This window comes from Sphingobium sp. B11D3A (assembly GCF_025961695.1).
In the GTDB taxonomy this organism is placed as follows: domain Bacteria; phylum Pseudomonadota; class Alphaproteobacteria; order Sphingomonadales; family Sphingomonadaceae; genus Sphingobium.
On sequence record NZ_JAOQOE010000001.1, the window covers coordinates 3376557 to 3399842 of the forward strand.

Annotated in this window: 23 protein-coding genes and 2 tRNA genes; 11 read left to right on the forward strand and 14 right to left on the reverse strand. The window is 63.8% G+C overall.

The window, feature by feature from the left end:
* Positions 1-34: 34 nt before the first annotated feature.
* The 6 genes from M2332_RS15750 to M2332_RS15775 form a co-directional block, all read right to left on the reverse strand.
* On the reverse strand, positions 35-1435 hold the full coding sequence (locus M2332_RS15750) for a peptidase M20 (protein ID WP_264574786.1): 1401 nt from the start codon (positions 1433-1435) through the stop codon (positions 35-37).
* Between the two features lies 1 nt (position 1436).
* Positions 1437-2672 (reverse strand): CynX/NimT family MFS transporter, encoded by a 1236-nt coding sequence (locus M2332_RS15755; RefSeq protein WP_264574787.1) that lies wholly within the window; start codon positions 2670-2672, stop codon positions 1437-1439.
* A gap of 104 nt (positions 2673-2776) precedes the next feature.
* A complete protein-coding gene (locus tag M2332_RS15760) occupies positions 2777-3982 on the reverse strand; it encodes an MFS transporter (protein ID WP_264574788.1) in 1206 nt (401 codons plus the stop codon).
* A gap of 80 nt (positions 3983-4062) precedes the next feature.
* Positions 4063-4719: a cysteine hydrolase family protein gene (locus tag M2332_RS15765; RefSeq protein WP_264574789.1), complete on the reverse strand. Its 657-nt coding sequence runs from the start codon at positions 4717-4719 to the stop codon at positions 4063-4065.
* Positions 4712-5830, reverse strand: a complete 1119-nt coding sequence (locus M2332_RS15770) for an LLM class flavin-dependent oxidoreductase (RefSeq protein WP_181559154.1) — start codon at positions 5828-5830, stop codon at positions 4712-4714. Before M2332_RS15770 ends, M2332_RS15765 begins: the two co-directional genes overlap by 8 nt.
* A 75-nt stretch (positions 5831-5905) precedes the next feature.
* A complete protein-coding gene (locus M2332_RS15775) occupies positions 5906-6844 on the reverse strand; it encodes a ribokinase (RefSeq protein ID WP_264574790.1) in 939 nt (312 codons plus the stop codon).
* A gap of 168 nt (positions 6845-7012) precedes the next feature.
* On the opposite strand from M2332_RS15775, the gene M2332_RS15780 reads away from it, so the two are divergent.
* The 3 genes from M2332_RS15780 to M2332_RS15790 are packed head-to-tail and all read left to right on the forward strand — an operon-like array spanning position 7013 to position 9139.
* On the forward strand, positions 7013-7867 hold the full coding sequence (locus M2332_RS15780) for an oxidoreductase (RefSeq protein ID WP_264574791.1): 855 nt from the start codon (positions 7013-7015) through the stop codon (positions 7865-7867).
* Complete coding sequence (locus M2332_RS15785) at positions 7860-8519, forward strand: cysteine hydrolase family protein (protein WP_264574792.1); 660 nt, start codon at positions 7860-7862, stop codon at positions 8517-8519. The genes M2332_RS15780 and M2332_RS15785 overlap by 8 nt, the downstream gene beginning before the upstream one ends.
* Before the next feature lie 20 nt (positions 8520-8539).
* A complete protein-coding gene (locus M2332_RS15790; RefSeq protein WP_264574793.1) occupies positions 8540-9139 on the forward strand; it encodes a nitroreductase family protein in 600 nt (199 codons plus the stop codon).
* Positions 9140-9221: 82 nt separating this feature from the next.
* Here the strand turns inward: M2332_RS15790 and M2332_RS15795 are convergent, their stop codons facing one another.
* Positions 9222-10307 carry a TauD/TfdA family dioxygenase gene (locus tag M2332_RS15795; RefSeq protein WP_264574794.1) on the reverse strand — a complete coding sequence of 362 codons (1086 nt, stop codon included), beginning with the start codon at positions 10305-10307 and terminating at the stop codon, positions 9222-9224.
* 386 nt (positions 10308-10693) lie between these two features.
* Between M2332_RS15795 and M2332_RS15800 the strand changes: the two genes are divergently transcribed.
* Positions 10694-13084: a TonB-dependent receptor gene (locus M2332_RS15800; protein WP_264574795.1), complete on the forward strand. Its 2391-nt coding sequence runs from the start codon at positions 10694-10696 to the stop codon at positions 13082-13084.
* A gap of 249 nt (positions 13085-13333) precedes the next feature.
* Here M2332_RS15800 and M2332_RS15805 read toward each other — a convergent pair whose 3' ends face one another.
* On the reverse strand, positions 13334-14065 hold the full coding sequence (locus M2332_RS15805) for an HD domain-containing protein (RefSeq protein ID WP_264574796.1): 732 nt from the start codon (positions 14063-14065) through the stop codon (positions 13334-13336).
* A 138-nt stretch (positions 14066-14203) separates the two neighbouring features.
* Positions 14204-14701: an Lrp/AsnC family transcriptional regulator gene (locus M2332_RS15810; RefSeq protein WP_264574797.1), complete on the reverse strand. Its 498-nt coding sequence runs from the start codon at positions 14699-14701 to the stop codon at positions 14204-14206.
* 338 nt (positions 14702-15039) lie between these two features.
* Here M2332_RS15810 and M2332_RS15815 point away from each other — a divergent pair, with 338 nt between their 5' ends.
* Positions 15040-15246 carry a cold-shock protein gene (locus M2332_RS15815; RefSeq protein ID WP_181559162.1) on the forward strand — a complete coding sequence of 69 codons (207 nt, stop codon included), beginning with the start codon at positions 15040-15042 and terminating at the stop codon, positions 15244-15246.
* A gap of 167 nt (positions 15247-15413) precedes the next feature.
* Positions 15414-15587: a hypothetical protein gene (locus tag M2332_RS15820; RefSeq protein WP_181559163.1), complete on the forward strand. Its 174-nt coding sequence runs from the start codon at positions 15414-15416 to the stop codon at positions 15585-15587.
* A gap of 121 nt (positions 15588-15708) precedes the next feature.
* Here the strand turns inward: M2332_RS15820 and M2332_RS15825 are convergent.
* Positions 15709-15785: transfer RNA gene (locus M2332_RS15825), tRNA-Pro, on the reverse strand.
* Between the two features lie 194 nt (positions 15786-15979).
* On the opposite strand from M2332_RS15825, the gene thyA reads away from it, so the two are divergent.
* The 3 genes from thyA to M2332_RS15840 all read left to right on the forward strand — a co-directional run bounded on the left by thyA (position 15980) and on the right by M2332_RS15840 (position 18297).
* Complete coding sequence (gene thyA, locus M2332_RS15830; RefSeq protein ID WP_264574798.1) at positions 15980-16960, forward strand: thymidylate synthase; 981 nt, start codon at positions 15980-15982, stop codon at positions 16958-16960.
* Between the two features lie 107 nt (positions 16961-17067).
* Positions 17068-18159 carry an AI-2E family transporter gene (locus M2332_RS15835; RefSeq protein ID WP_264574986.1) on the forward strand — a complete coding sequence of 364 codons (1092 nt, stop codon included), beginning with the start codon at positions 17068-17070 and terminating at the stop codon, positions 18157-18159.
* A 61-nt stretch (positions 18160-18220) separates the two neighbouring features.
* Positions 18221-18297: transfer RNA gene (locus tag M2332_RS15840), tRNA-Asp, on the forward strand.
* Positions 18298-18388: 91 nt separating this feature from the next.
* Here the strand turns inward: M2332_RS15840 and M2332_RS15845 are convergent.
* The 4 genes from M2332_RS15845 to M2332_RS15860 form a co-directional block, all read right to left on the reverse strand.
* Positions 18389-18610, reverse strand: coding sequence for a DUF2842 domain-containing protein (locus M2332_RS15845; RefSeq protein WP_264569843.1), 222 nt, complete (start codon positions 18608-18610; stop codon positions 18389-18391).
* Positions 18607-19185: a 5-formyltetrahydrofolate cyclo-ligase gene (locus M2332_RS15850; RefSeq protein ID WP_264569844.1), complete on the reverse strand. Its 579-nt coding sequence runs from the start codon at positions 19183-19185 to the stop codon at positions 18607-18609. The genes M2332_RS15845 and M2332_RS15850 overlap by 4 nt, the downstream gene beginning before the upstream one ends.
* A 200-nt stretch (positions 19186-19385) precedes the next feature.
* Positions 19386-19721 (reverse strand): cell division protein ZapA, encoded by a 336-nt coding sequence (locus M2332_RS15855; protein WP_264574799.1) that lies wholly within the window; start codon positions 19719-19721, stop codon positions 19386-19388.
* A 3-nt stretch (positions 19722-19724) separates the two neighbouring features.
* Positions 19725-19973 carry a hypothetical protein gene (locus M2332_RS15860; protein WP_181559167.1) on the reverse strand — a complete coding sequence of 83 codons (249 nt, stop codon included), beginning with the start codon at positions 19971-19973 and terminating at the stop codon, positions 19725-19727.
* A 269-nt stretch (positions 19974-20242) separates the two neighbouring features.
* Here M2332_RS15860 and tkt point away from each other — a divergent pair, with 269 nt between their 5' ends.
* Complete coding sequence (gene tkt, locus M2332_RS15865) at positions 20243-22210, forward strand: transketolase (protein WP_264574800.1); 1968 nt, start codon at positions 20243-20245, stop codon at positions 22208-22210.
* Between the two features lie 23 nt (positions 22211-22233).
* The gene (gene gap, locus M2332_RS15870; protein WP_181559169.1) at positions 22234-23244 is read left to right on the forward strand and encodes a type I glyceraldehyde-3-phosphate dehydrogenase; all 1011 of its coding nucleotides are present in this window, start codon (positions 22234-22236) and stop codon (positions 23242-23244) included.
* The last annotated feature ends 42 nt before the right edge of the window (positions 23245-23286 follow it).

A 23286-nucleotide genomic window follows, 5' to 3' on the forward strand; every position in this document is an offset into this window, starting at 1 on the left:
GAGAGCCCGGTCAATCCATCACGCGGCGGCTGTTTCAGAATGGGTCATCCCTGCCCCCGTAAACAGATGAAATCGCAGCAGAATTTGGTGCGTGCTCGGAGCGTCCGCATACGGCCAGCATGGTCAGTGCATAGATGAGAGCGCTGGAGTGCAGATCCTCGGGTGCCGGGCGCCAGCGTGGCATGCCGGTCGTGATGGCGGGAATGCCCTGCATGTTGAACACATTATGGTCGCGCCACATGCTGGAATAGACAGGATGCGCGCGCTCCACCGGCGCCTGCCGAGCGAGGCGCGTAGCGGCATCCACCGCGCCGGCGAGTGGCGCGACTTCGTCCGCGTCGGCAACGAAACCGTGGCGGACGACCATTGGCTCGACATCGAAGCTGTCGAGATCGAGCGTGCGCATCGCCGCGACGATCTGGTGATAGGCCTGCGCCGACTTTTGCCCGGGTGCGAGGCACACTTCCACATAGACGGCGCACACCTCGGTGCCGGCGCCATAGTCGGTCGGCGCGCCAGCACGCACGGACGCGATCTGCGTCTTGGGGAGGGAGAGGCCACCCGCCGTCTCGAACACGCCCTGGGCTTCCCACTGCCGGCCCCACTGGTGCAGCGCGTCGATCACCGGGCCGAGCTTGTAGATGGGGTTGAGGTGCTGGGCGACGGTCTCCGGCGTTCCCAGAATCGGCGTGAACATGCCCGTGCCGAAGATGCGTACGCGGAAGAGGGCATAGCCGCAGCCCTGCCAGGTCAGGCCGAAATCCGTGCCTTCGGCGGCAATGGCATAATCAGGCGCGACGCCGCCATGGTGGAACAGATAATGCGCGCCGATATCCTTGCCGAGATAATCGATACCGGAGAATTCCTCGATTGGCTCGGGGCCGATCTCGCCGGGGCAGGCGGTGAGCCAGGTCTTGCCGGCAAGGCCGATGCCCGCCTTCTTGAGCGCCTTGGCCGCCATCAGGAAACAGGCCATCGGCCCGCGATCGTTGGAGATGGGGAAGCCGCGCAGGCGCCCATCCTCATCGAGCCAGCACTGCGTCCATTCCGGATCGCGCATGGTGCTCTCGCGATAGCGGAACTTGTCCTGCGAGAGGTCGCCGCTCGGGCTTTCCGTATCGAGATGGGCGGTGAAGAGCAGGTTGGCGCCCGTGCCCAAGCCGCCATACTCGCCGATGATGTTGGGTCGCTCGGGCGTGGCGCCGGCGCGGCGGGGCTGGAAGCCTTCGCGATCCATCCAGTCATAGACATATTGCGCGGCGGCGGCTTCCTCACGCGAGCGGCTCGGAATGTTGCCGAGTTCAAGGGCGAGGGCGACCAGCTCATCGGAATCGATGGCGGCGGCGAGAGCGTCCTTCTCGGCTTCGGTCACCTGATAGGGGGCCGTGGCAGGATTGGCGAACATCGGAGCGGGTTTGGGCTGGGCTTGGGTCATGTCATGCTGCCAAGGCGGGCTCGGCATCCTCCGCTGTGTCTTGTTGGGGGAGCTCCGGGGTGCGGAGCAAGAGCAGGGCTCCGACGAAGATGAAGCCGAGTAGGGCGCAGCCGAGGAAGACAAGCGAGAACCCGCCCGTTTCGTCGCGAATGACGCCGCCCAGCGCCGGGCCGATGGCGGCTGCAGTCGAGATCAGGCTCATCGTGGAATAGAGCTCCAGATTGGCGCGCTTGCCGAACAGGTTGAGCATCAACATCGCCGTGCTGACATAGCTGAAGCCGAAGCCCACACCCAGTCCGATCACGGCCAGCGAGACGACGAACAGATTGCCGCCGATCATCAGCGCCAGCACGCCGAGCGAGGTGGAGGTGATGGAGAGCAAGGTGAGCTCGCGCGCGCCGATCTTTTCGCCCGCCATGCCGGCGATCATCGATCCGGCGGCGCTGACGAGGGCAATGCCGCTCATCACGGTGGCGGCCGCACCCATGGTCAGGCCGGTCTCGGTCAGATGCTTCACCGCAAAGCCGTGAACGGTGGTGTTGATCAGCAGGAATGAGGTGTAGACGCCGACCACGATGTAATATTGCGCGGTGCGCATCGCGGCCCGTGCCGTCCAGCCGTCCGTGGCCATGGCTTTCCGGGGCTTGGGCGCAACCTCGGCATCACCGGGCCGGTCGCTGGTGACGAGGGCAGCGAACATCGAAAGCAGCACGGCAGCAATGGCGGCCGTCCACCAGTAATGGCGCCATTCGCCGGTGATCGCCTGCGTTGAAAACGCGATCAGCGGCCCGACAACCGCGCCCATGCCGCCGGCGGTGAAGTACACGCCCATGGCGGTCGAGCGCTTCTCGAAGGAGTGGGAAATGACGTTCACGCCGCCCGTGGTCCCGCACATCGAGAAGCCGACGCCGGCAAACGCCGTGCCGATGAAGTAGACCATCGCCGTTTTGGTGACGGCCAGGCAGGTGAAGCCGATGAGGAGAAGCGCGCCGCCGATCATCATCGTGCGGGAAACGCCGAGGCGCCGGATCGAGATAGCGGGTGCAAGGCTGGACAAGCCGCACGCCACGCCCAGGAAGGTGAAGCCAAGGCCAGCGACGGCCCAGGGCCAGCCCATCTCCTCGACCATATAGGGAAGCACGACGCCAAGCCCGTTGAAGGTGAAGGCGTTGAGCATGAAAAACAGCAGGCAGAACGCCGTCAGCGCCAGGTATTTTTTCCGTCCTTCATAGGTCATGCAGCGACTCGCCTATCTGGAGTAAGTGCCTGGAAGATGCCGGTTTGGGTGTGCCGGTGTCTTGACGTGGGGCGTCCTCTCGCTTGGCGGGCCGCCGTCCCGTCTCATTCGGCGGGAGCAGACGATCCAGTGTTGGCGGCATAGGGCGGAAGCAGGAAAAGCAGCAGGCTGCCGACGGCCATCACGCCGACAGCTACGACCACCGCAGCGCGATAATGGCCGATCATGTCGTAGCTCAGGTCCATCAGCACCGGCGTGATGCCCTGCGCGCCGATGACGGCCGAATACATAACGCCAATGATGACGCCAAAGCTGCGTAGCCCGAAATATTGGGCGATGAAGTAAGGCAGGGCGCCGAACTGGGCGCCGAGCGCAATGCCAAGACACAGGCCTGCAACGGGCAGCAGGGCGCCGAAGGGTGAGAATTCGAGCAGCAGTAGGCCGAGAATGGCGAGCGCATACATCGGCACGACGACGCGCGGGCCGCGGCTCTTGTCGAGCACGCGTCCGGTGAAGATCTGCCAGAGCGAGCCGGTCAGCGCGAAAATGCTGACGATGGCGGTGCCGGTGCCAAGGCCATAGCCACGATCCGCCAGAATGGGCACGACATGGCTCAGCACCGCGATCATGGTGCCGCCACCGGCTGCGATTGCGACCAGCATCAGCCAGAAGGGCGCGGTGCCGATGGCCTCACGCAAGGTCATGCCGTCCACGATGGGGGAGGCTGTCTCCGATGGGTTGCTCGGCGCTGCCGGGCGCGGTGCATCGCGCAGCAGGAAGAAAAAGATCGGAAAGCCGACGCACAGGATCAGTGCGCCGATCCCCAGATAGCCCGCGCGCCAGCCGGCTGTGGAGACGATCAGCGCGGTCATGATCGGCACGCAGACCGAACCAATGCCGTTGCCGAGCCCTGCGCTCACGCCAAGCGCGGTGCCCCGATTGGTGTCGAACCATTCCGCCACCAGGCGCGAGAAGACCGAGGTGGCGGGCAGCGAGCCGAACAGGCTGATGGCCAGAAAGTTGAGGTAGAACAGCATCAGATTGCCGTTCGTGAGCGCGAGGCAGGCGACGGCGAGGGCGAACAGCACATTGCCCAACAGCACCATGTTGCGGGTGCCGTGCCGATCGGCATAGCGGCCGGCGAGCGGATAGATGCATGCGCTCACGACGGCTAGGATCGCCAGCACCATCGAAATGCTCGATCGTGCCCAGCCGAATTCCTGAGAGAGGGGCACAAGGAAGGTGCCGAAAACCGCATGAACCGTGGCGGTCTTGCCGAGCGCATTGCCCGCCGTGGCGGCGATCAGCACGCCGGTCCTGCTTTTGTTCAGTGCGGGCGCTTCGCTGAGAGGGCCGTTCGCGGCGTCGAGGGCGATCGCCGGCGGCGGGGTCATAGCGTCCAGGCCGTTTTGGCGGCTTGCGTGGTGACCATCAGGGCGCAGTTCTTGCTGAGCACCTTGAGCGTCGCTTCATGCAGTCCGGGCTCATAGGCGGCAGTGGCGTCCGATACGACAAACACATTGAAATTGCGGTGGAAGGCCGAGCGGGCTGCGGCGTCAACGCAGCAGTCAGTGCTCAGGCCCGTAATCAGCAACGTGTCGATACCGCGCTCGGTGAGTTGGGCCTCAAAGTCGGTGCCGTGGAAGCAATTGTAGAGAACCTTCTCGACCTCGATATCGCCCGGCTCGGGCAAGAGCCGATAATAGTCAGCACCATAGCCCTTGCGGCAGATGACCTGTCCGCCGGGTTCGCCGCGACGCGTGTAGAAGGTCTTGAGCGCCTCGGAATCGGTTTCGGGCGTCGTCACCACCCGCACGAAGGCGAGCGTGACGCCAGCCGCACGCGCCGCGGCGACTAGCTCCTCGGCCTTGTCGATGGCAGCATGGGGTGCGGAGAGATCCACCCCATGCTGCCCGAGCAGGCCCTCGGGGGCGGCCCAGTCGTTCTGGATATCCACCAGCACGAGCGCGGTGCGCTCGGGCGCGATCATCCCCGCCAGATCGCTGGCGGCGACGTGGGGAATGTCCACGAGCGCCGCGTCAGGCATGGACCGGAACCTTGCCGGGGAAGCGCTCGCGCAGGACCGGGAGGACACGCTCGCCGAAGATCGGGATGTCCTTCATGTAATCCGGGAAGATCAGCATCAGCCCGTCCGTGCCGGAAACCTCGAAGAGTTCGGTGAGCTTCTCGACCACCGTCTCGGGCGTGCCGATGACATGGGGGGTCATGAAGCCAGCCCGGCTCTTGCGGGTGAAGTCGTTTTCCTTGCCGATTTCGCTGTCGAGGAAGCCATAAGCGCGCATCATGCCGTGCAACGCGCCTTCGTCGAAGCCGTCGCGGATGGATTGCGCAAAGGCTTCTGCTTCCGCATCGGTCTCGCCGAACACGGGCGTCATCATCGAATAGGTGCGGATCGGCTTGCCGATGTCGGCAGCGACAGCCTTGGCCTTCTCGCTGGCGGTCTTGAGTTCTTCCGGTGTCCCGCCGGAAAGGAAGATCGCATCCACCTCGTCAGCCGAAAAGCGCATGCCCTTGCCGGAGGTGCCGGCGCAGACGAGGAAGGGGCGGGTGGAGGGCGTCGGCAGCGAGCGGCAATCCTCCAGCGAGAAATATTTGCCTTCTTTCGTGACGGTTTCGCCGGTCCACAGCGCCTTGATCGCCTGGATCCATTCGTAAGCGAGGTCGTAGCGCTCATCATGGTTCACATCGTCGCGCCACGCGCCCATCTGTGCGAACTCGTCCTTATAGGAGCCGGTGACGATGTTGAGGCCGGCGCGGCCCCCGCTGATCTGGTCCAGCGTGGCGACCATCTTGGCGACAACGCCTGGATTCTGCAGGAGCGTGTGAACCGTGCCCCACACCTTCACGCGGCTGGTCGCTTCCGCCACGCCGGCAATGGTGAGGTAGGAATCGAGCTGATAGTCCCAATGCTCGGTCTCGCCGCCGAAGCCGCGGTACTTGGCCATCGCCATCGCGAAATCCAGCCCGTGCTTTTCCGTCAGCACCGCCGCATCGCGGCAGTAGCTGTAGGACGCATCGATGTGCGGCTTGTTTTTCGAGAGGATCCATCCGCCGTTGGCGATGGGAAGGAACACGCCCAAATCCTTTCCTCCTGTGTCGGAGGGCAACCCGAAGGGCGTCGGCGTAATCTCGCTCATAATCTCAATCCCGTGACCTTATTGGCACGCCCACCTTATCGCGCCGACCGATCCGTTCTTGATCATTCGCGCATATTATATTGGTCGGCCCTCGATCGGATGGGCGGCGATGAAGGCTTCCACGTCGCTCCGCAGTGGCATGGCGGGCACGGCGCCGGGCTTTTGCGTGCACAGGGCGGCCGCGGCATTGGCGAAGATCAGCAGGGCCTCGTCCGTTGGCCGAGCGTCGCCGGTGCGATCGAGCATGGCGCACAGCGCGCCGACAAAGCAGTCGCCAGCGCCCACCGCGTCGCGCGGCACGACCGGAAAGGCCGGCACATGCACCGCGCTGCCTGCCCGCACCGCTATCGAACCGGATGCGCCGAGCGTGACGATGACGAGCTGATCGTCTCGGCTGATCAACGCTCGGGCCGCCAGCGCGGCCTGCGGCGTCGCTCGCTCTTCATGCTGGCCGAGATAGACGGCCAGCTCATGCTGGTTGACGATCAGCACGTCCGTCGAGGCGAACAGGCGTTTGGCTTCCAGAACCGCAGGGGCCGCATTGAGGACTCGCACCGCCTGCTTTCCCGGTGATGCGGCAAAGAACGCCGCGACGGTTTCGACTGGTACTTCCAGCTGAGCGACGCGGATATCGGCGTCTGCCACGGTATCGACCATGGCGGGCGCCAAGGCGGCGTTGGCGCCGGACGCCACGATGATCTGATTCTCGCCGGACGTGTCGACGGTGATGTAGGCGGTGCCGGTCGCCGCTCCTTCGACAGCGATCACTGCGCGCGTGTCGACCCCGGCGGCGGAGAGCTGCTCAGTCATCCAGACGCCGGATTCGTCTTCGCCGACCGCACCGATCATGCGCGTCTGCGCCCCTGCGCGCGCTGCGGCGACGGCCTGATTCGCGCCCTTGCCGCCGGGCAGGCGCTCGGACTGCAAGGCAAGCACCGTTTCGCCGGGCCGGGGGAGGGCATCCACGGACTGGATCAGGTCCACATTGATCGATCCTGCTACCACCACCGCCATGCCGGCCTCCTTCTGAACTGCCTCGCTCCCAACCATGATCGGCGCCCCGTCACAATGCGCCGCGCGCCGGCGTGCGCTCCCTGACAACAATTGCGGTCTGCCTTGCAAAGCGCTGCGCTGCCACGGGCGTACACAGGGCGCAGCAACTCTCAACAAGGTAGATGACGCATGGTGAACTGGCTGATCACAGGTATTGGCGGCGGTCTCGGCGAAGCGCTGGCCCAGGCCGCGCTCGACCGGGGCGACCAGGTTTTCGGCACGTCGCGCAGTGTCGAGGCGTGCGCCCGTTTCGCGGCGCTGGCGCCGGGGCGCTCCTTTGCGCACGGCCTCGATTTCGGCGACCCGGTCGCGCCGGCCGCGCTCGTGGCGCTCGCAGAGGAGACCATGGGCAGTGTCGACCGGCTGGTGAACAATGCCGGATACGGGCTGATCGGTGCCGTCGAGGAAATCACGCTGGATGACGCGCGCGCGCTGTTCGACATCAACCTCTTCGGTGCGATTGCGATGATCCAGTCGGTGCTGCCCGCCATGCGCGCACGGAAGGCGGGGCATATCGTCAACATCACCTCCGTCAGTGGCCTGGCGCCCTGGGCGGGTACGTCCATCTACGGGGCGAGCAAATATGCGCTGGAGTGCATCGGGCAGACGCTGGCGCAGGAGGTCGGCCCGCTCGGCATCAAGGTCACCAACGTCGCGCCGGGCGGCCTGCGCACCAATTTCGCGGGCGGGTCGCTGCGTCTCGCCGACCGGATCATCGCGGACTATGAAGGCTCGGCCCATTTCGCCCGCCAGTCGCTCAAGGAAGGCGTCGGCAAGGAGAAGGGCGATCCGATCCGCGCCGCTGCCGCAATCCTCGCCGCGCTGGACGCCCCACAACCGCCCATGCACCTGTTGTTGGGTGAGGATGCGCTGCATTATGCCGAAGGGCAGACCGATCTGCTGCGCGCAGAGATGGAGCGTTGGAAGGACTATTCCCTCTCCATCGCCTACCCGGCCGAGGAGATGGCAAGCGCCGATGCATGACAGCCGCCTGCCGGCATGGGCCATCGAGCGCGGGCGCTATCTGAACAGCTTTTCGGCGATCGTGCCGGGGAGGACTGCGTTGGTCGTGATCGACATGCAGACGGCGTTCCTGGCGCCAGGCGCGGTGTTCGGCAATCCGTACGGGATGGACATCATCCCGGCGGTCAACCAGCTCGCCATAGCGATGCGGGCCGCCGGCTGCCCGATCCTCTGGACCCGGCAGAGTGTCTCGGACGATCCCCCGCTCGCCATGGCGCCCTGGCAATATGATCGGGCCGATCCTCATGTGCAGGCCGCCATGGAGGCCCTGACGCCCGGGCACCCGGCGCATGGCCTGCATCCGGCTATGGCGGTGGAGACGGGCGATGTGGTGCTCGACAAATATCGCTATAGCGCTTTCGCCTGCCCGGCTGGCCAGCTTGAGGCGCAGCTGCGCGAGCGGGGCATCGAGATGCTGGTCATCGCCGGAACGCTGACCAATGTTTGCTGTGAAAGTACCGCGCGCGATGCCTATATGCGCGGCTACAAGGTCATTGCCGCGCTGGACGCGATGGCCGCGGTGACGGATGAGGAGCACAACGCAGCGCTGCTCAACCTGCGCCTCAATTTCGCGGACGTGCGCGAGAGCACGTCCATCATCAACATGCTGTAAAGCAAGGAAGACGCTGACATATGGCTGAAGCAGGCGCGAGGACGACCCACCACGAGATCGATGACATCTTCACCCGCCGCTGGTCTCCGCGCGCCTTTGATGGCAGCGCGGTGGCGGAAAGCGAGTTGCTGCGGTTGTTCGAAGCCGCGCGCTGGGCGCCGTCGGCGTTCAACGCGCAGCCCTGGCGGTTCCTGTACGCCGTGCGCGACGGGGCGGACTGGACGCGGTTCCTCGATCTGCTGATTCCGTTAAACCGAAGCTGGGCGGAAAGCGCCGGCGCGCTGATCATCATCCTCTCCGACACGCAGATGCGAAATCCGGACGGCACGCCGAAATCCACCTCGCACAGCCATTCCTTCGATGCCGGCGCGGCATGGGGCATGCTCGCTGTGCAGGCTACGCTCAGCGGGCTTTACACGCACGGCATGACCGGGGTCGACTTCGACAAGGTTCGCACTGAACTGAGCGTGCCGGAAGACTTCCGCATCGAGGCGGCCATCGCGGTGGGGCGCATTGGCGATGCGTCGACTTTGCCCGAAGGCCTGCGCGAGCGCGAGCAGCCCTCTGACCGCAAGCCCGTGACCGACTTCGCCTTTGCAGGGGGCTTCCCCGCGGCTTGATCGGCTCCGTCTATCGGCAATGAAAAACCCCGGAAAGCAGCGCTTTCCGGGGTTTTTCATGTTTGCGGTAGAAGCAGGCAGGTCAGGACAGCAGCCGGGGAACGGAAATCGCGCCTACCGTGAATCGTGCGTCCGGATGCTCCTCACCGCCGTAGCGCGGCTTCTCGCGATGCTGCACGACGCCGTTCTTGCCGAAATTCTCGACCACAGGCCGTCCGGAATCCCGGTGCAGCCACAGGCGAAGCAGGTGCCGGCGGCGCTGCGGTTCAGGGAAATCGTTGAACGATGTGCGCGCGTGCAGCGCGGCATAGTTGGAGAGCCACTGGATGTCGCCGGGGCGGAAATCCATCTCGATGGCCATGCCCGGCTCATAGGTGATGTCGTCGAACAGCTTGAGCACTTCGATCTGCTCGGGCGTCAGGCGCGGCGCTTCGGGATAGTCCTGCGCGGTGAGGATATAGAGCGACCCGGCGTACATGCTGAACACGCCCTCTTCCATGCTGATAATGGGCGAGGTGTAGGTGTTCGCCGGGGCATTATGGTCCTGCCGCCGCCAGTCCCAATGGAACGGCTCGAGCAGCAGGGGCGCCAAGTCGGGCCGGCGGGCGAGGATCTCATTGTAGATCTGCGCGCCCGAGACGAGACAGGATGCGCCGCCTTCCTTGGCCGGACGCAGGCACATCAGCGCCACAATATCCGAGCTGTCCGAGTGGTAGACGAGCTTGTCCCGCACCTTGGAGGAGAGGGCGGTGGGATCGTCCATGGTCTTATCGGAGGTCGCATAGACATGGTCGATCAGGTCGCCCATTTCGTTCTGGCGGATGGGATCGCCCATGTGCAGGCCCAGAATATAGTAGATCGCCGCCGAGAGCGCGTCCGAGTAGAGATGGGTGCGCAGGCCGCGCACCAGCACGAAGCCTCGGCCGTAATCGACATCGCGACCCCATTCGGCGGCAGCGTCGGCGCAGGCAACCAGCGGATAATCCTGCTTGGAGACGAAGCGCAGGTCAGGATTGGCCTCTACGAACCGGGTGCCCAGCGTTTCCAGTTCGGCAACCTGATCCTCCGAGAGCCGGTAGATCCAATCTTGAGATCGGGACAGCGTATCGCCGCGCCAGGCAGCGTCGGTCCGTACCGGTTCCAGGGCTATGGTCGTCGTCGTGGACATGGTCAGCGCGGCTCCTCTTGCAAGGCCATTATCGTCGTCTGGGTCTGATCCTCCCTGACTAAAGCGTCCCTTTCTTCCCGTCTTGGCAGCACATGCAAAATTAGTGTCCGGTGCGCGAATCAAAATCGTGCGTGGGCGCATCGCGGTCATTCGCGCCGACCAGCCGGTGGTGATGCTTCTTATATAGGGCGCGCAGGCCAAGCACCCGCCTGGACCGTGCTGCAATGCAGCATGGCGCATTTGCATCAACAAGTTCTGCGCCCCGCCTCAAGATTAAGTTCCCCAAAACTGGCTCAATGCAGGCTCAGCGGCACTCAGGGAAAACCGGGGCCGGAACAATCGCCGGGGAGGAGCCGCGAGGTCAGGCCGAGAAGGGGACCGCGACAATGAGCGACAGACTAGGAAAGACATACGGATATTTCATGGCGGGTGCGGCGATGGCCGCGCTGATGACCAGCGCAGGTTTCGCGCAGGAAGCGCCTGCGGATAGCGCGAGCGCACATGATGGCGACGAGATCGTCATCACCGCCTCCAAGGTGGATGTGAGCCTGCAGCGCGCCAACCTCTCGGTGTCCGCCGTGACCGCAGAGACGCTGAGCATGGCCAACGTCACGGACGTGACCGGCCTCAACGGCTCGGTACCCGGGCTCGTGGTCGCCAAGAGCGGCGGCGCCGAGCGCATCATCACCATCCGTGGCATCGGATCGGAAACGCCGGAGAACACCAACACGCAGCCTGGCGTCTCTTACCATGTCGATGGCGTCTACATCTTCAACTCCATCGCCGCCAATGCGGCGTTTATCGACGTCGCCCAGGTCGAGGTGCTGCGCGGCCCGCAGGGCACGACCTTCGGTCAGGGCTCGACGGGCGGCACGATCAACGTCGTGTCCCGCCAGCCTGTGCTGGGCGAATCCAGCGCGAACGGCGAGATCGGCATCGGCAACTACAATATGCTGAAGATGAACGCCGGCGTGAACGTGCCGCTGGGCGATACGCTGGCCCTGCGCGTCGCCGGGCAGCACCAGAAGCATGACGGCTACGCCGTGGCGACCGATGTCGTCGGCTTCGGTCAATATGAACTGGATGACGCCAACGAGACCGGCTGGAAAGCGGCCCTGCTCTGGGAGCCGACCGACAGCATCTCCGTCAGCCTGAACACGATTCAGTACCGCAGCAATACCCATGGCACGGCGCAGAAGAACGTGTTCGATCCCGAGCCCGATCCACGGCGCCTCACGCAGGATTATCCGGCGCGGTCGGTGGTGAACACCGAGCTTTACTATGGCGTGGTCGCCTTTGATGCCGGCTTCGCGACAGTGAAGTCGATCACCAGCTACCAGAAGGTCCACAGTGAGCAGAGCTGGGATTCCGACGGGCTGACGGCCGATCTCTTCGAGCAGCTCACCTACAGCCCGCTCACCTTCGGTGGCACCCGTTACGACCACGTCGCCCTGTGGGAGAGCAACACCAAGAGCTGGACGCAGGAGTTCAACATCTCCTCCACGCACGAGGGACCGTTCCAGTGGATCGCCGGTGCGGTGTATCTGCAGTCGACCAATGACCAGTATATTCTCGAATATCGGGGCAGCGACGACAATCTCGTCCCGCCGGTCCTACCGACCAGCACGCCCTTTAATGATCCGCTGGTGGGCAACCTCACTTATGCGGAACTCTCGTCCATCAAGCGCGAAGCCTGGGCCGCCTATGTGCAGGGGACATACGACTTCTCGTCGCAGCTCAGCCTCACGGCGGGCATCCGTTACAACAGCGACAAATATAGCGGGCAGTCCGCGACCAATAGCGACACGCCGGATTACACCTCTGGTCCGTTCCTCCAGCCAACGCCCCGGGACGGACTGAGCACCAAGGAATGGACGGGCAAGGTCGCGCTGGACTTCAAAATCACGCCGGAAAATCTGCTCTACGCCAGCTTTACCCGCGGCTTCAAACCGGGCGGTATCAATAGCGCTGCGGCCGGTGGCAACAGTTCGTTCTCCGCGCTCGGGTTCCCGACAGGCATCAAGCCAACCTATCAGCCCGAGACGGTGAATTCGTTCGAGATCGGTTCCAAGAACCGCTTCTTCAACAATGCTCTGACCTTCAACGCCTCCGCCTTCTATTATGACTACAGCAACATGCAGTTCCTTGACGAGGATGCGATCCTGTATGGCGAAGGCACGGCCAACGCCCCCGGCGCGCATATCTACGGCCTGGAGCTGGAAGGGGCCTGGGCGGTCACCAGCAAGCTGAAGATCGACGGCTCCGCCTCATTCCTGCGCGGCAAGTTCGACGAGGATTATCTCGCGCTCGACCCGGTGAAGGCCGACGAAGCGCAGACGGCGGCGGGATATCCCGACTGGCTGTTCTGGAGCAACTTCTACCCCGCCGTGCTGGCGCGTGAAGCGGCTCGCGAGAATATCAACGGCAACCGGGTTCCCAAGCTGCCCAAGTTCCAGGGCTCGATTGCGGTCACCTACACCGATCAGCTCGGGGCCGGCGAACTCACGGCGCGGGCGCAATATCTCTATCGCGGCCAGTTCTTCTATCGTGTGTTCAACGACGATTTCTACGACAAGACGCCGTCCTACGACACGGTCAACCTGTTCGTGAAATATGCGCTGGACGATGCGCCGGTGTACTTCAGCGCTTCGGTCACCAATGTGTTCGATACGACCGGCGTGAACTCGCGCTTCTCCGACCCTTATGGCAGCTCGCAAGGGTTCGAGACGTACATCGCGCCCCGGCAAGCGATCTTCTCGGTCGGCTTCAACTTCTGATCACCACTGGCACTGCCTATAAGGGCAGGCTGACACAGCGGCGCTCTTCTTCTCGGGGAAGGGCGCCGCTCCTGTTTGGCGGTGTGTGGTCGTGCCCTCCGTTCGTCCTGAGTAGCTGCTGAGCCTGTCGAAGCAGCGTATCGAAGGCCTGCTCCGTGCGCTGCGATGCTTCGATACGGCTCTTCGATACGCGCCTGCGGCGCACCTCAGACCCTACTCAGCATGAACGGTGGGCGCTCTGCGCACCGATCAAAGGAAGTTATTCGGCCAGATCATCGTGCGCCACATGTGCGCGGTGGGTGAGCGGTCGAAGCCCAGGCCTTCTTCTGGCTCCCGGAAGTGCCGCCCGATGATGTCGGTGAACTCTTCGGGATCGACCGGTGGCGACTGGTCGAAGAAGTAGTAATCGTAGATCGTGACCAGCCGCGAGCTCATGTACCATTTGTGGTTGCGGGCATATTCGGCATCGCGCTGGATATATTCGGGCGGAACATAGTCCGGCCCGAAGAAGCGATCATAGCTCTCCGGATATTCATATCCCACCGACTCATCCGCAAAATAGCGGAGCGGCTGGTGATATTGCACGGCCCAGGCGATCTCTTCGGAGACATAAGGCGCGATCATCTGTGCGCCCCAATAGCCATGGTCGGCGCGCACGAAGCATCCGTTGGAAATATCGTGCAGCAAGCAGGCAAGGACGATCTTCTCTTCCTGCCCATCGTCCAGCGCGCGCTTGGCGCTGGTCAGCAGATGGCGGATGGCAATATCGTTGAACCGATATTTGAAGAAATCCATCAGTTTTGGCTGTTTCGGCATACGCGGCAGCGCCGGGTTGTCGCCCATCATGAAGACGTGATTCTCATCCATCTGGCGGATGAGGTCCGGCTCCGGGTCAGGCATGCCGGTGCCGATCCTGCCCACCGGGGCAGGCACGATCATGCGGGTGCGGCCTTCCTGGGGCCAGGGATGGTCATCGCACATCAGGTCTCTCCATAGTCAATCGCGGTAGCGCTCATAAGGAACGATTATCACCTTCATGCGGGCATGAATGATCTTAATGCACCGAAATTTGCAGATTATTAGGTGAATATGGACGGTACCGGCGCCAAGCGCGGTCGATTACGCCGTATTGAGCGGCAGCTTCGTGCTGTCCTTGACGACGTCTAGCGCAAAGGTGGTGCGCATGTCGCGGACGCCCGGCAGCTTGAGCAGCACGCGCTGGGCCAGTTCGGCATAGGCATCCATATCCGGCGCCAGCACTTTCAACAGGAAATCGAACTGCCCGGCCGTGATGACGCAACCCACGATCGCCGGCTCGTTCAGCACGGCCTCCTTGAACTGTTCGATGATGGAGGAGCCAGAGGAGCCCTTGGTAGCGCCGCTGGGCGTCTGGGGCACTTTCACCTCTACATAGGCAAGGATGCCAAGGCCCACCCGCTTGCGATCGACGATCGCCGTATAGCCGGTGATGATGCCCTCTTCCTCCAGCCGCCGCACATGGCGCAGGCACGGGCTGGGCGACATGCCGACGCGCTCGGCGAGGGCCAGATTGGTGATGCGGCCGTCCTGCTGCAGTTCGTGGAGAAGCTTCAGGTCGGTGCGGGAAAGATCCGTCATGCGCTGGTGCCGTTCGCTCGCGATGATGAGTAGTCGCCCCGACCTATCATCGCTTCGCTGGCGTGAACATGGCTGGCATGAGGTGGCCGCGCTCGATTGGCAATGTCGAATTGGCGCTCCGCGCGGTTTGAACGGAAATATGACGATAAAATAGACAAAGTTATCAAACAAAAATGCCAAAATATTGACATTTCGGGCAATCGGGACCATCTAATATCCGCTAACGTCGCACCTCGACGGATTTTGATGCCATTGCAGCGGATTCTTCCTTTGATACTTCGGCCAGCGCCACCGGGACGCGCGTTTCGGTGGGTTTCTTATGTAAAAGGAATGATCCCATGCCCATTGGCACAGTCAAATTCTTCAACGCCGACAAAGGCTATGGCTTTATCGCACCCGACGATGGCGGTGAAGACAGCTTCGTCCATATCAGCGCGGTCGAGCAGGCCGGTATGCACACGCTCGACAAGAATCAGCGCGTGAAGTTCGAGATCACGACCGACCAGCGCGGTCGGGCCTCGGCAACGCAGCTCGAAGAAGCCTGAGCAGCACGCTCTCCCTGGCTGGCTCGTCCAGTCGGGGGTGTGCCTCGCAAGGATTTCTCGCAAGGATTTCCGGGCGGGGCAGGGGAGACGGTAAAACGCCAATCTTCCCATCAGAGTTCACGCTGGGGCCGCCGCGGCCCCCGCGCACAGCCGGCAAGGAGCGTGCAATGTCAGCGACCAGTGATTTCTATCTCGCCCGCGCGGCGGAAAGTGCCGATGCCGCCAGCAAGGCCGATCTGGCCAATGTCCGCGAGCGCTGCCTGCGGGCAGAGGCCGCCTGGCAGCAGATGGCGGACCGACTTATCGAGATCGAGCGCAAGAAGCGTCAGGCCGCCGCTTAAGCGGATCGGACTTCTCTATCAAAACGGCGTGGTTTTCGGGTCACGCCGCTTTTCGTGTTGATTTTCGCTATGTGATTGTGTCCGCCGCCTGATTAATCTCAGGCGCGATGGCGCAATTAAATGGTCGGGGAGAGAGGATTCGAACCTCCGGCCCCTGCCTCCCGAAGACAGTGCTCTACCAGGCTGAGCTACTCCCCGACCGGGCCGACGCTTGAAGCGCCGGCAAGACAGGCGCTGCCCTATAGTCAGGGGTTTGCGTGCTGGCAAGCGCTGCATCGAGAAATCGTCAAACAGCGCGGTAACCCTTGGCTGCGGGATCGTTTGGTCGCGCTTATCAGGGCGGCAGATGGCATGTGCTGGCGCTCGCGCGGCGGCGCGGTTAAGCTCGATCCATGCTTTCATCTGCCTCCCTCGCCGAGTCTGCGCCGCCAACGAGCGCTTCGCCGCATTATGAGCAGCAATATCTCGATCTGATGCGGCATATCTGGAATGCGGGCGATGAACGGGTGGACCGCACCGGCGTGGGCACGCGGTCGATTTTCGGGGCGACGATGCGATTCTCGCTCGGCCATGACGCGGTGCCTCTGCTGACGACCAAGCGCGTCTACTGGAAGGTCGCCGCGCGGGAGATGCTGTGGTTTCTCTCCGGGGATACCAGCATCCGCCCTCTGGTGGCGCAAGGCGTCCACATCTGGACCGACTGGCCGCTGGATCGCTACCGGCGCGAAACCGGCGACATGATCTCCATGGAGGATTTCGAGGCGCGCATTCTGGCAGATGATGGCTTCGCGCAGGCATGGGGCGATCTTGGCCCCGTCTATGGCCGGCAGTGGGTCAACTGGCCGCATTTCGAGCCGGCGCCGGAGGCCGGGGAGGGGCTCTATCGCCGCGCGGCGACCGGGCATAACCAGATCGCGACGCTGATCGATGCCATCCGCAACAATCCCGGCTCGCGCAGGCTGCTCTTCACTGGCTGGAATGTCGATGAGCTGGAGGGCATGGCGCTGCCGCCCTGCCATATGACCTACCAGTTCCATGTCGCGAACGGGCGCCTCAACGGGCTTTTGTTCCAGCGCAGTTGCGATCTGGGCCTCGGCTTTTCCTTCAACATCTTCGGGCTGGCGCTGCTGACGAGGATGCTGGCGCTGCAGTGCGATCTGGAGGCCGGCGAGATCGTCTGGCAGGGCGGGGACGTCCATCTCTATCTCAATCACGCCGATCTGGTGGAAGAGCAGCTGTCGCGGACGCCGTCCGGCTCGCCCAAGCTGAAAATCCTGCGCAGACCGGACACGATCTTCGCGCATCACATCGAGGACTTCGTGGTCGAGGACTATGCGCCGCAACGCGGCATCGCTGCCCCGGTCGCGGTTTAAGGGGCTTGTCGGTGCCGCTGGACGAGCAAAATCTGGCCACAGAGCACGGCGCGGGCGATCAGCCCTCCGCGGAGCGCTTTGATCGCAGTACCTGGGAGCGCAACCGGCTGGTTGCCTCGATCGCGTTGTTCGCGGGGCTGGGCGTGTTGCTGGCCCTGCCGTTCGTGCTTCGGGCTGGTGGTGCTTTCTTTCTTCCCCTCACGGTCGCGCTGGTGATCGCAATCTGCCTCGTGCCCTTCCTCGAGTGGCTCGAGCGGCGGCGAATCCCGTCGCCGCTGGCCGCGCTGATCGCGCTCGTGTCCTTCCTGTTCGCTGTGAATGCCGCGCTGGTGCTCATCGTGGTGCCGGCGGTCGACTGGATCGCTCAGCTTCCCGAGCGGATCGGCCAGATCAAGACGACGCTGGAGCCGGTCATTCGGCTCTATACAGAGGCGCAAGGTTTCATCGACGGGCTGCTCAAGCTGGTCACGGAAACCCGCAGGGCGCCGACGGTGCCCGGCGAGGTGCCGCGCCCCGGCTCGCTACTGGACATGCTGACCACCGCCGCGCCGAGTGTGGTCATCAATGTCGTGTTCGGGCTGCTGGTGATCTTCTTCTTCCTCTCCGGCTGGACGCGCATGCGCCGGCGGACGATTCAGGGGCGGGGCAGCTTCTCGGGCGCGCTGACCATTGCCCGGGTGATCCAGAACGTCGTCGATGCCACGTCGCGTTATGTGCTCACCATCGCGCTCATCAACGTGCTGCTCGGATTCACCGTCGCCGTCGCGCTCAGCCTGTTCGGGATGCCCACGCCGTTCATGTGGGGCGGATTCGTCGCGTTGCTCAACTTCATTCCCTATTTCGGCCCCTTCGTGGCGGCGATCCTGCTGGCGATGGGCGGGCTGATGACCTTTTCCACGGTTGGTTGGGCGCTGATGCCGGCGATCATCATGACCGGGCTGCATCTCATAGAGGCAAATGTCGTGACGCCGCTGGTGCTCGGCGAGCGCCTGAAGCTCAGTCCGCTGATGATTCTCGTCTCGCTGAGCTTCTGGACCTGGGTATGGGGCACCGCAGGCGCGTTGCTGGCGGTGCCGCTGCTGATCATCATCCAGACGGTGCTGGCGGCAGCCGGTAAGCCGGATATCGCCGGTTTCCTGTTCGAGTCCGGAACGCTCACCAGCGTGCCATCGGACCCGCAGGAAGAATATCGCAATTGATCGCGCGAAGCGTGTTGACAGGGCCGGCGCCCTCTTATACCTGCGCCCTCCTCAGCCAAGCGCGGGTGTAGCTCAGTTGGTTAGAGTGCCGGCCTGTCACGCCGGAGGTCGCGGGTTCGAGCCCCGTCACTCGCGCCATTTTCTTCAATGAAGAGAATGGCATCGCGCTGGCTTCCCTCTCCTGAACGGAGCGGGACAAGCCTCTAGAAAATGGATTTGGAACTGGCGCTCAGGCGCGCCAGCGGCCTGTTTCCATCCACACCAGGATGGGCCGGGTCGGGAAGATCCAGATGATCCCCACGATCACATAGAAGACGAGTTGAAGGGCGCCGGGCCAGCGCGCGATCTGCTCCGAGAAGGAGCCGATGATGGCGGCCCAGACGGCGATGATGCCGAGGATGGCGAACATGCCCGCCGGCTTGCGCCAGCTCGGTTGCGGCGCGTCGTTCACGCGGCCTCTCCCTCGATGACGCTCTGCTCGGTGAACAGCATGTGCAGGGGCACGTCCCACGGCTGGATGGGCAGCGCATCGACCATCTGGCAGCTCCACGCCATCCCGATTCGCAGCGCGTTGGGCAGCTTGGCGAAAGCGCGGTCATAATAGCCCGCCCCATGGCCGATGCGATTGAGCGAGGGATCGAACCCGACGAGCGGCGTCAGCACCACGTCCGGCGTGACCGTGGCGGCCTGCGGGGCTGGCTGGGGAATGCGGAGCTGGCCCGGCACCAATATGTCGTCCGGCGACCAGTCGGCAAACTCCATGTCCTCGGCCGTGGTCTTGCCGAGCCGGGGTAGACACAGCTTAAAACCACGCTCGTGGAGGAAGTCGATCAGCGCTTCGGTCGGCGCTTCCGAGCCCATGGCCCGATAGATGGCGACGCGCGAGCCGGGCGGCATGCGGGCGAGCACGGGGGAAGGGAGAACCCGGAAGGCCAGCGTGCGCACCGAAGGCGGCAGGCCTGCGACAAAGGCGGAGCGCCGGGCGAGCAAAGAGGAGCGCAGCTTGGCGCGATCAGTATCGGTCATTCTTTGGGTCCTGTCCGAGATGCCGGCGGGGTGACGGGACCGCCATGGCCGTTTGCCGGAAAATCCTCTGACGCCTCAACGTCAGGTGGGGACCATGTAGTTCGGACCTGGGTCCGGCCAGGGACAGCCCCCTTGGATGTGATTATCGCCTCAGGGATGTTCGCTAATGCGCGCACCGGGCAGTACCCGTCCCGCCTTACTTAGGCGTTGGACAGCTGGGCTGCAAGGCTGTCGCCCAAGGCTTCGATCCGCTGGGCCAACGCATCGAGCGCGTCCAGCGTTGCGGATTCGTCCTCCGGCTCGGCGGGCGGTGGTGGCGCGGCTGCCGGGGCGGGCGCCTTGTCGGTGAGGGAATCGGCCAGCAGCAGGCCGGCGAACAGCAGTTGCCGCACCTCGGTCAGCCCGGGACTGCCGCTGCTGACCTGCTGGACCCGCTCGGACATCAATGCGGCCAGCTCGTGCAGGCGCGCTTCCTCGCCATCCCGGCAATGCACTGCATATTGCCGACTGCCGACCATGATTCGTACTTCTGCCATAGATCAGGCTTCGCTCCTGGCCTTTTGAAGATCGCCAATGAGCGCATCGAGCGATTTCAGCGCTGCGATCGCCTTGTCGCGTGAGAAGGGGTCGATATCCACCGGCGGGCCATCATCCTCGATGCTGCCGGCCGCGAGCTGCGCCTCGATTTCCTGCGCACGCGCCTCGGTCAATTCCCGCGCCAGTCCCTCGGCGCGCGTCACGGCGCGTTCCAGCCGCTCGATCGCCTGCATCATCGCCTTGCTTGCCATGAGCGAACCCTTATCACGCTCCCGAGCGAATGCAAAAACTCGTTGCGCAGCTGCGGATTGAGCGTGATGCGGCCAGAATCACCGTGCCTTTGCGGCTGTGGGGCGCCCCGCAGGTTGACGCTTGGGCCGCTAGACGACATGGAGACCGCGCGGCGACTCATGGCCCGTTCTCTCGGTGCCGGCGCGGCCGTTCATCGACCATCTTCGGTCCTTGATCGCTCTGGAGCAACACGCCTGCGGGCCAGATAAAGAAGAAGGGGCGCTCGCCCATGTCAGTCACCGAAAAGCGGCTCGCCGACGCCATTCGCGTCCTTTCCATGGACGGCGTGCAGGCCGCCAACAGCGGCCACCCAGGCATGCCGATGGGCATGGCCGATGTCGCGACGGTGCTCTTCAAGGATTATCTGAAGTTCGATCCGAGCGCGCCCGGCTGGCACGACCGCGACCGCTTCGTGCTCTCGGCTGGCCACGGCTCCATGCTGATCTATGCGCTGCTGCACCTGTCCGGCTATGCCAGACCGACGATGGCGGACATCCGCAATTTCCGCCAGATGGGCAGCCCCTGCGCAGGTCACCCCGAGAATTTCGAACTGGCGGGCGTTGAAGCCACCACCGGTCCGCTGGGTCAGGGGCTGGCCATGGCCGTCGGCATGGCAATGGCCGAGCGGCATCTCAATGCGACCTTCGGCGATCCGCTGGTCGATCACCGCACCTGGGTGATCGCGGGCGATGGCTGCCTGATGGAAGGTATCAACCATGAGGCGATCGGCCTGGCAGGTCATCTGGGCCTCGGGCGCCTGAATGTGCTGTGGGACGATAACAAGATCACCATCGACGGCGCTGTCAGCCTCTCCTCCAGCGAGGATGTGCTGGCCCGTTACGCCGCGACCGGCTGGCACGTGACGGCCTGCGACGGCCATGATTTCGGCGACATTCGCCGCGCGATGGATGAGGCCATGGCCGATCCGCGCCCCTCGCTCATCGCCTGCCGCACCCGCATCGGCCAGGGCGCGCCAAACAAGGCAGGCTCGCACAAGGTGCACGGATCGCCGCTGGGTGAGGACGAAATCACGGCGACCCGCGAGGCGCTGGGCTGGGATCTGCCGCCGTTCGAGCTGCCCGATGACGTGAAGGCTGCATGGGCAGAGACCGGCACGCGCGGCAAGAAGGCTCATGCCGATTGGCAGGGCCGCCTTGCAAGCCATTCTGACAAGGATGAATTCGAGCGGCGCATGGCGGGCAAGCTCCCGGCTGGCTTCTCCATCCAGTCCTATCTCGATGGCCTGATCGCCGAGCCCAAGAAGGTCGCAACGCGCAAGGCCAGCGAGATGGCGCTCGATGCGATCAACGTGCAACTGCCCGAGATGTTCGGCGGCTCGGCGGACCTGACCGGCTCCAACCTGACCCAGTCCAAGGACCAGAAGGTTGCTTTCAGCCGCGACGATTATAGCGGTCGCTATGTCTACTACGGCATCCGCGAGTTTGGCATGTCCGCCGCGATGAACGGCATCGCGCTGCATGGCGGCATGATCCCTTATGGCGGCACCTTCCTCGTCTTTTCCGATTATGCGCGCAATGCCATCCGCATGTCCGCTTTGCAGCGGCTGCGCGTGGTCTATGTCATGACGCATGACAGCATTGGCCTGGGCGAAGATGGCCCCACCCACCAGCCTATTGAGCATGTGATGTCGCTGCGGATGATCCCCAATCTGGAGGTCTTCCGTCCCGCCGACACCATCGAGACAGCCGAGTGCTGGGCGCTTGCCTTGCAGCAGGAGTCCACGCCGTCCTTGCTGGCGCTCAGCCGCCAGAATCTGCCGCAATTGCGCACCGACGCTTCTGAAAATCTCTGTGCCAAGGGGGCCTACACCCTCGTGACCAGCGGGACCGCGCCCAAGGTGGTGCTGATCGCCACCGGATCGGAAGTGGAGATCGCCGTGAACGCCGCCAAGCTGCTGGAAGAGAAGGGGGTCGCCACCAACGTCGTCTCCATGCCCAGCATGTCGCGCTTCCTGGCGCAGGAAGAGGCCTACCGGGCTTCCGTGCTGCCGCAGGGCGCGCTGCGTGTCTCGATCGAGGCCGGCACCACCTTCGGCTGGGCGACGATTACGGGAACCGATGGCATCAATATCGGTATCGACAGCTTCGGCCTCTCGGCGCCGGCGCAGGAAATTTACGATCATTTCGGGCTGAATGCCCAGAGTGTCGCGGCACGGGTTTCCGCCGCGCTGGTTTGACTTTGAGCTAAGGAGTGCAGGACATGGCGATCAAGGTAGCAATCAACGGGTTCGGACGGATCGGGCGCCTCGTCGCGCGCGCGCTGCTGGAGCGCACCGATCATGATTTCGAGCTGGTCGCGATCAACGACCTCGGCGATGCCAAGTCGAACGCGCTGCTGTTCAAGCGGGACAGCGTGCATGGCAACTGGAAGGGCGAGGTCTCGGTCGATGGCGACAGCCTCGTCGTGGACGGCAAGCGCATCAAGGTGACGGCGGAGCGTGACCCCGCCAATCTGCCGCACGCCGAGCTCGGCGTGGTGATCGCGCTCGAATGCACCGGCATCTTCGCGGACAAAGCCAAGGCCAGCGCCCACCTGACCGCCGGCGCCAAGCGCGTCGTCATTTCCGCGCCCGCTACGGGCGTCGACAAGACCATCGTGTTCGGCGTGAACCACGATGCGCTGACCGCCGACGACATCGTCATCTCGAACGCGAGCTGCACCACCAACTGCCTCGCGCCGCTCGCCAAGGTGCTGAACGACGCGGTCGGCATCGAGAGCGGCTTCATGACGACGATCCACAGCTACACCAACGACCAGAACACGCTGGATCAGATCCACAAGGACATGCGTCGCGCCCGTGCCGCTGCGCTCTCCATGATCCCGACCACGACGGGCGCAGCCCGCGCCGTGGGCGAGGTGCTGCCGGAGCTGAAGGGCAAGCTGGACGGCTCCTCGGTGCGCGTGCCGACGCCGAACGTGTCGGTCGTCGACCTCAAGTTCATCGCCAAGCGTGACACGACGAAGGAAGAGGTCAACAGCCTGCTCAAGGCTGCTGCCGACAACGGCCCGCTCAAGGGCGTGCTGGGCTATTCGGATGAGCCGTTGGTCTCCATCGACTATAATGGCGATCCGCGCAGCTCCACCGTCGACAGCCTCGAGACGGCGGTCATCGACGGCAAGCTCGTGCGCGTGCTGAGCTGGTACGACAATGAGTGGGGCTTCTCGAACCGCATGATCGACACCAGCAAGGTTGTTGCTGGCCTGATCTGAGGATTGCGGAACACCGCTGACATTTCTTCGGGCCGGGCATGT

Coding starts and splice junctions, on each gene's coding strand:
- M2332_RS15750 (WP_264574786.1), bottom strand. CDS start 1,435: ATGACCCAAGCCCAGCCCAAACCCGCTCCGATGTTCGCCAATCCTGCC.
- M2332_RS15755 (WP_264574787.1), bottom strand. CDS start 2,672: ATGACCTATGAAGGACGGAAAAAATACCTGGCGCTGACGGCGTTCTGC.
- M2332_RS15765 (WP_264574789.1), bottom strand. CDS start 4,719: ATGCCTGACGCGGCGCTCGTGGACATTCCCCACGTCGCCGCCAGCGAT.
- M2332_RS15770 (WP_181559154.1), bottom strand. CDS start 5,830: ATGAGCGAGATTACGCCGACGCCCTTCGGGTTGCCCTCCGACACAGGA.
- M2332_RS15775 (WP_264574790.1), bottom strand. CDS start 6,844: ATGGCGGTGGTGGTAGCAGGATCGATCAATGTGGACCTGATCCAGTCC.
- M2332_RS15780 (WP_264574791.1), top strand. CDS start 7,013: ATGGTGAACTGGCTGATCACAGGTATTGGCGGCGGTCTCGGCGAAGCG.
- M2332_RS15785 (WP_264574792.1), top strand. CDS start 7,860: ATGCATGACAGCCGCCTGCCGGCATGGGCCATCGAGCGCGGGCGCTAT.
- M2332_RS15790 (WP_264574793.1), top strand. CDS start 8,540: ATGGCTGAAGCAGGCGCGAGGACGACCCACCACGAGATCGATGACATC.
- M2332_RS15795 (WP_264574794.1), bottom strand. CDS start 10,307: ATGTCCACGACGACGACCATAGCCCTGGAACCGGTACGGACCGACGCT.
- M2332_RS15800 (WP_264574795.1), top strand. CDS start 10,694: ATGAGCGACAGACTAGGAAAGACATACGGATATTTCATGGCGGGTGCG.
- M2332_RS15805 (WP_264574796.1), bottom strand. CDS start 14,065: ATGTGCGATGACCATCCCTGGCCCCAGGAAGGCCGCACCCGCATGATC.
- M2332_RS15810 (WP_264574797.1), bottom strand. CDS start 14,701: ATGACGGATCTTTCCCGCACCGACCTGAAGCTTCTCCACGAACTGCAG.
- M2332_RS15815 (WP_181559162.1), top strand. CDS start 15,040: ATGCCCATTGGCACAGTCAAATTCTTCAACGCCGACAAAGGCTATGGC.
- M2332_RS15820 (WP_181559163.1), top strand. CDS start 15,414: ATGTCAGCGACCAGTGATTTCTATCTCGCCCGCGCGGCGGAAAGTGCC.
- thyA (WP_264574798.1), top strand. CDS start 15,980: ATGCTTTCATCTGCCTCCCTCGCCGAGTCTGCGCCGCCAACGAGCGCT.
- M2332_RS15850 (WP_264569844.1), bottom strand. CDS start 19,185: ATGACCGATACTGATCGCGCCAAGCTGCGCTCCTCTTTGCTCGCCCGG.
- M2332_RS15855 (WP_264574799.1), bottom strand. CDS start 19,721: ATGGCAGAAGTACGAATCATGGTCGGCAGTCGGCAATATGCAGTGCAT.
- M2332_RS15860 (WP_181559167.1), bottom strand. CDS start 19,973: ATGGCAAGCAAGGCGATGATGCAGGCGATCGAGCGGCTGGAACGCGCC.
- tkt (WP_264574800.1), top strand. CDS start 20,243: ATGTCAGTCACCGAAAAGCGGCTCGCCGACGCCATTCGCGTCCTTTCC.
- gap (WP_181559169.1), top strand. CDS start 22,234: ATGGCGATCAAGGTAGCAATCAACGGGTTCGGACGGATCGGGCGCCTC.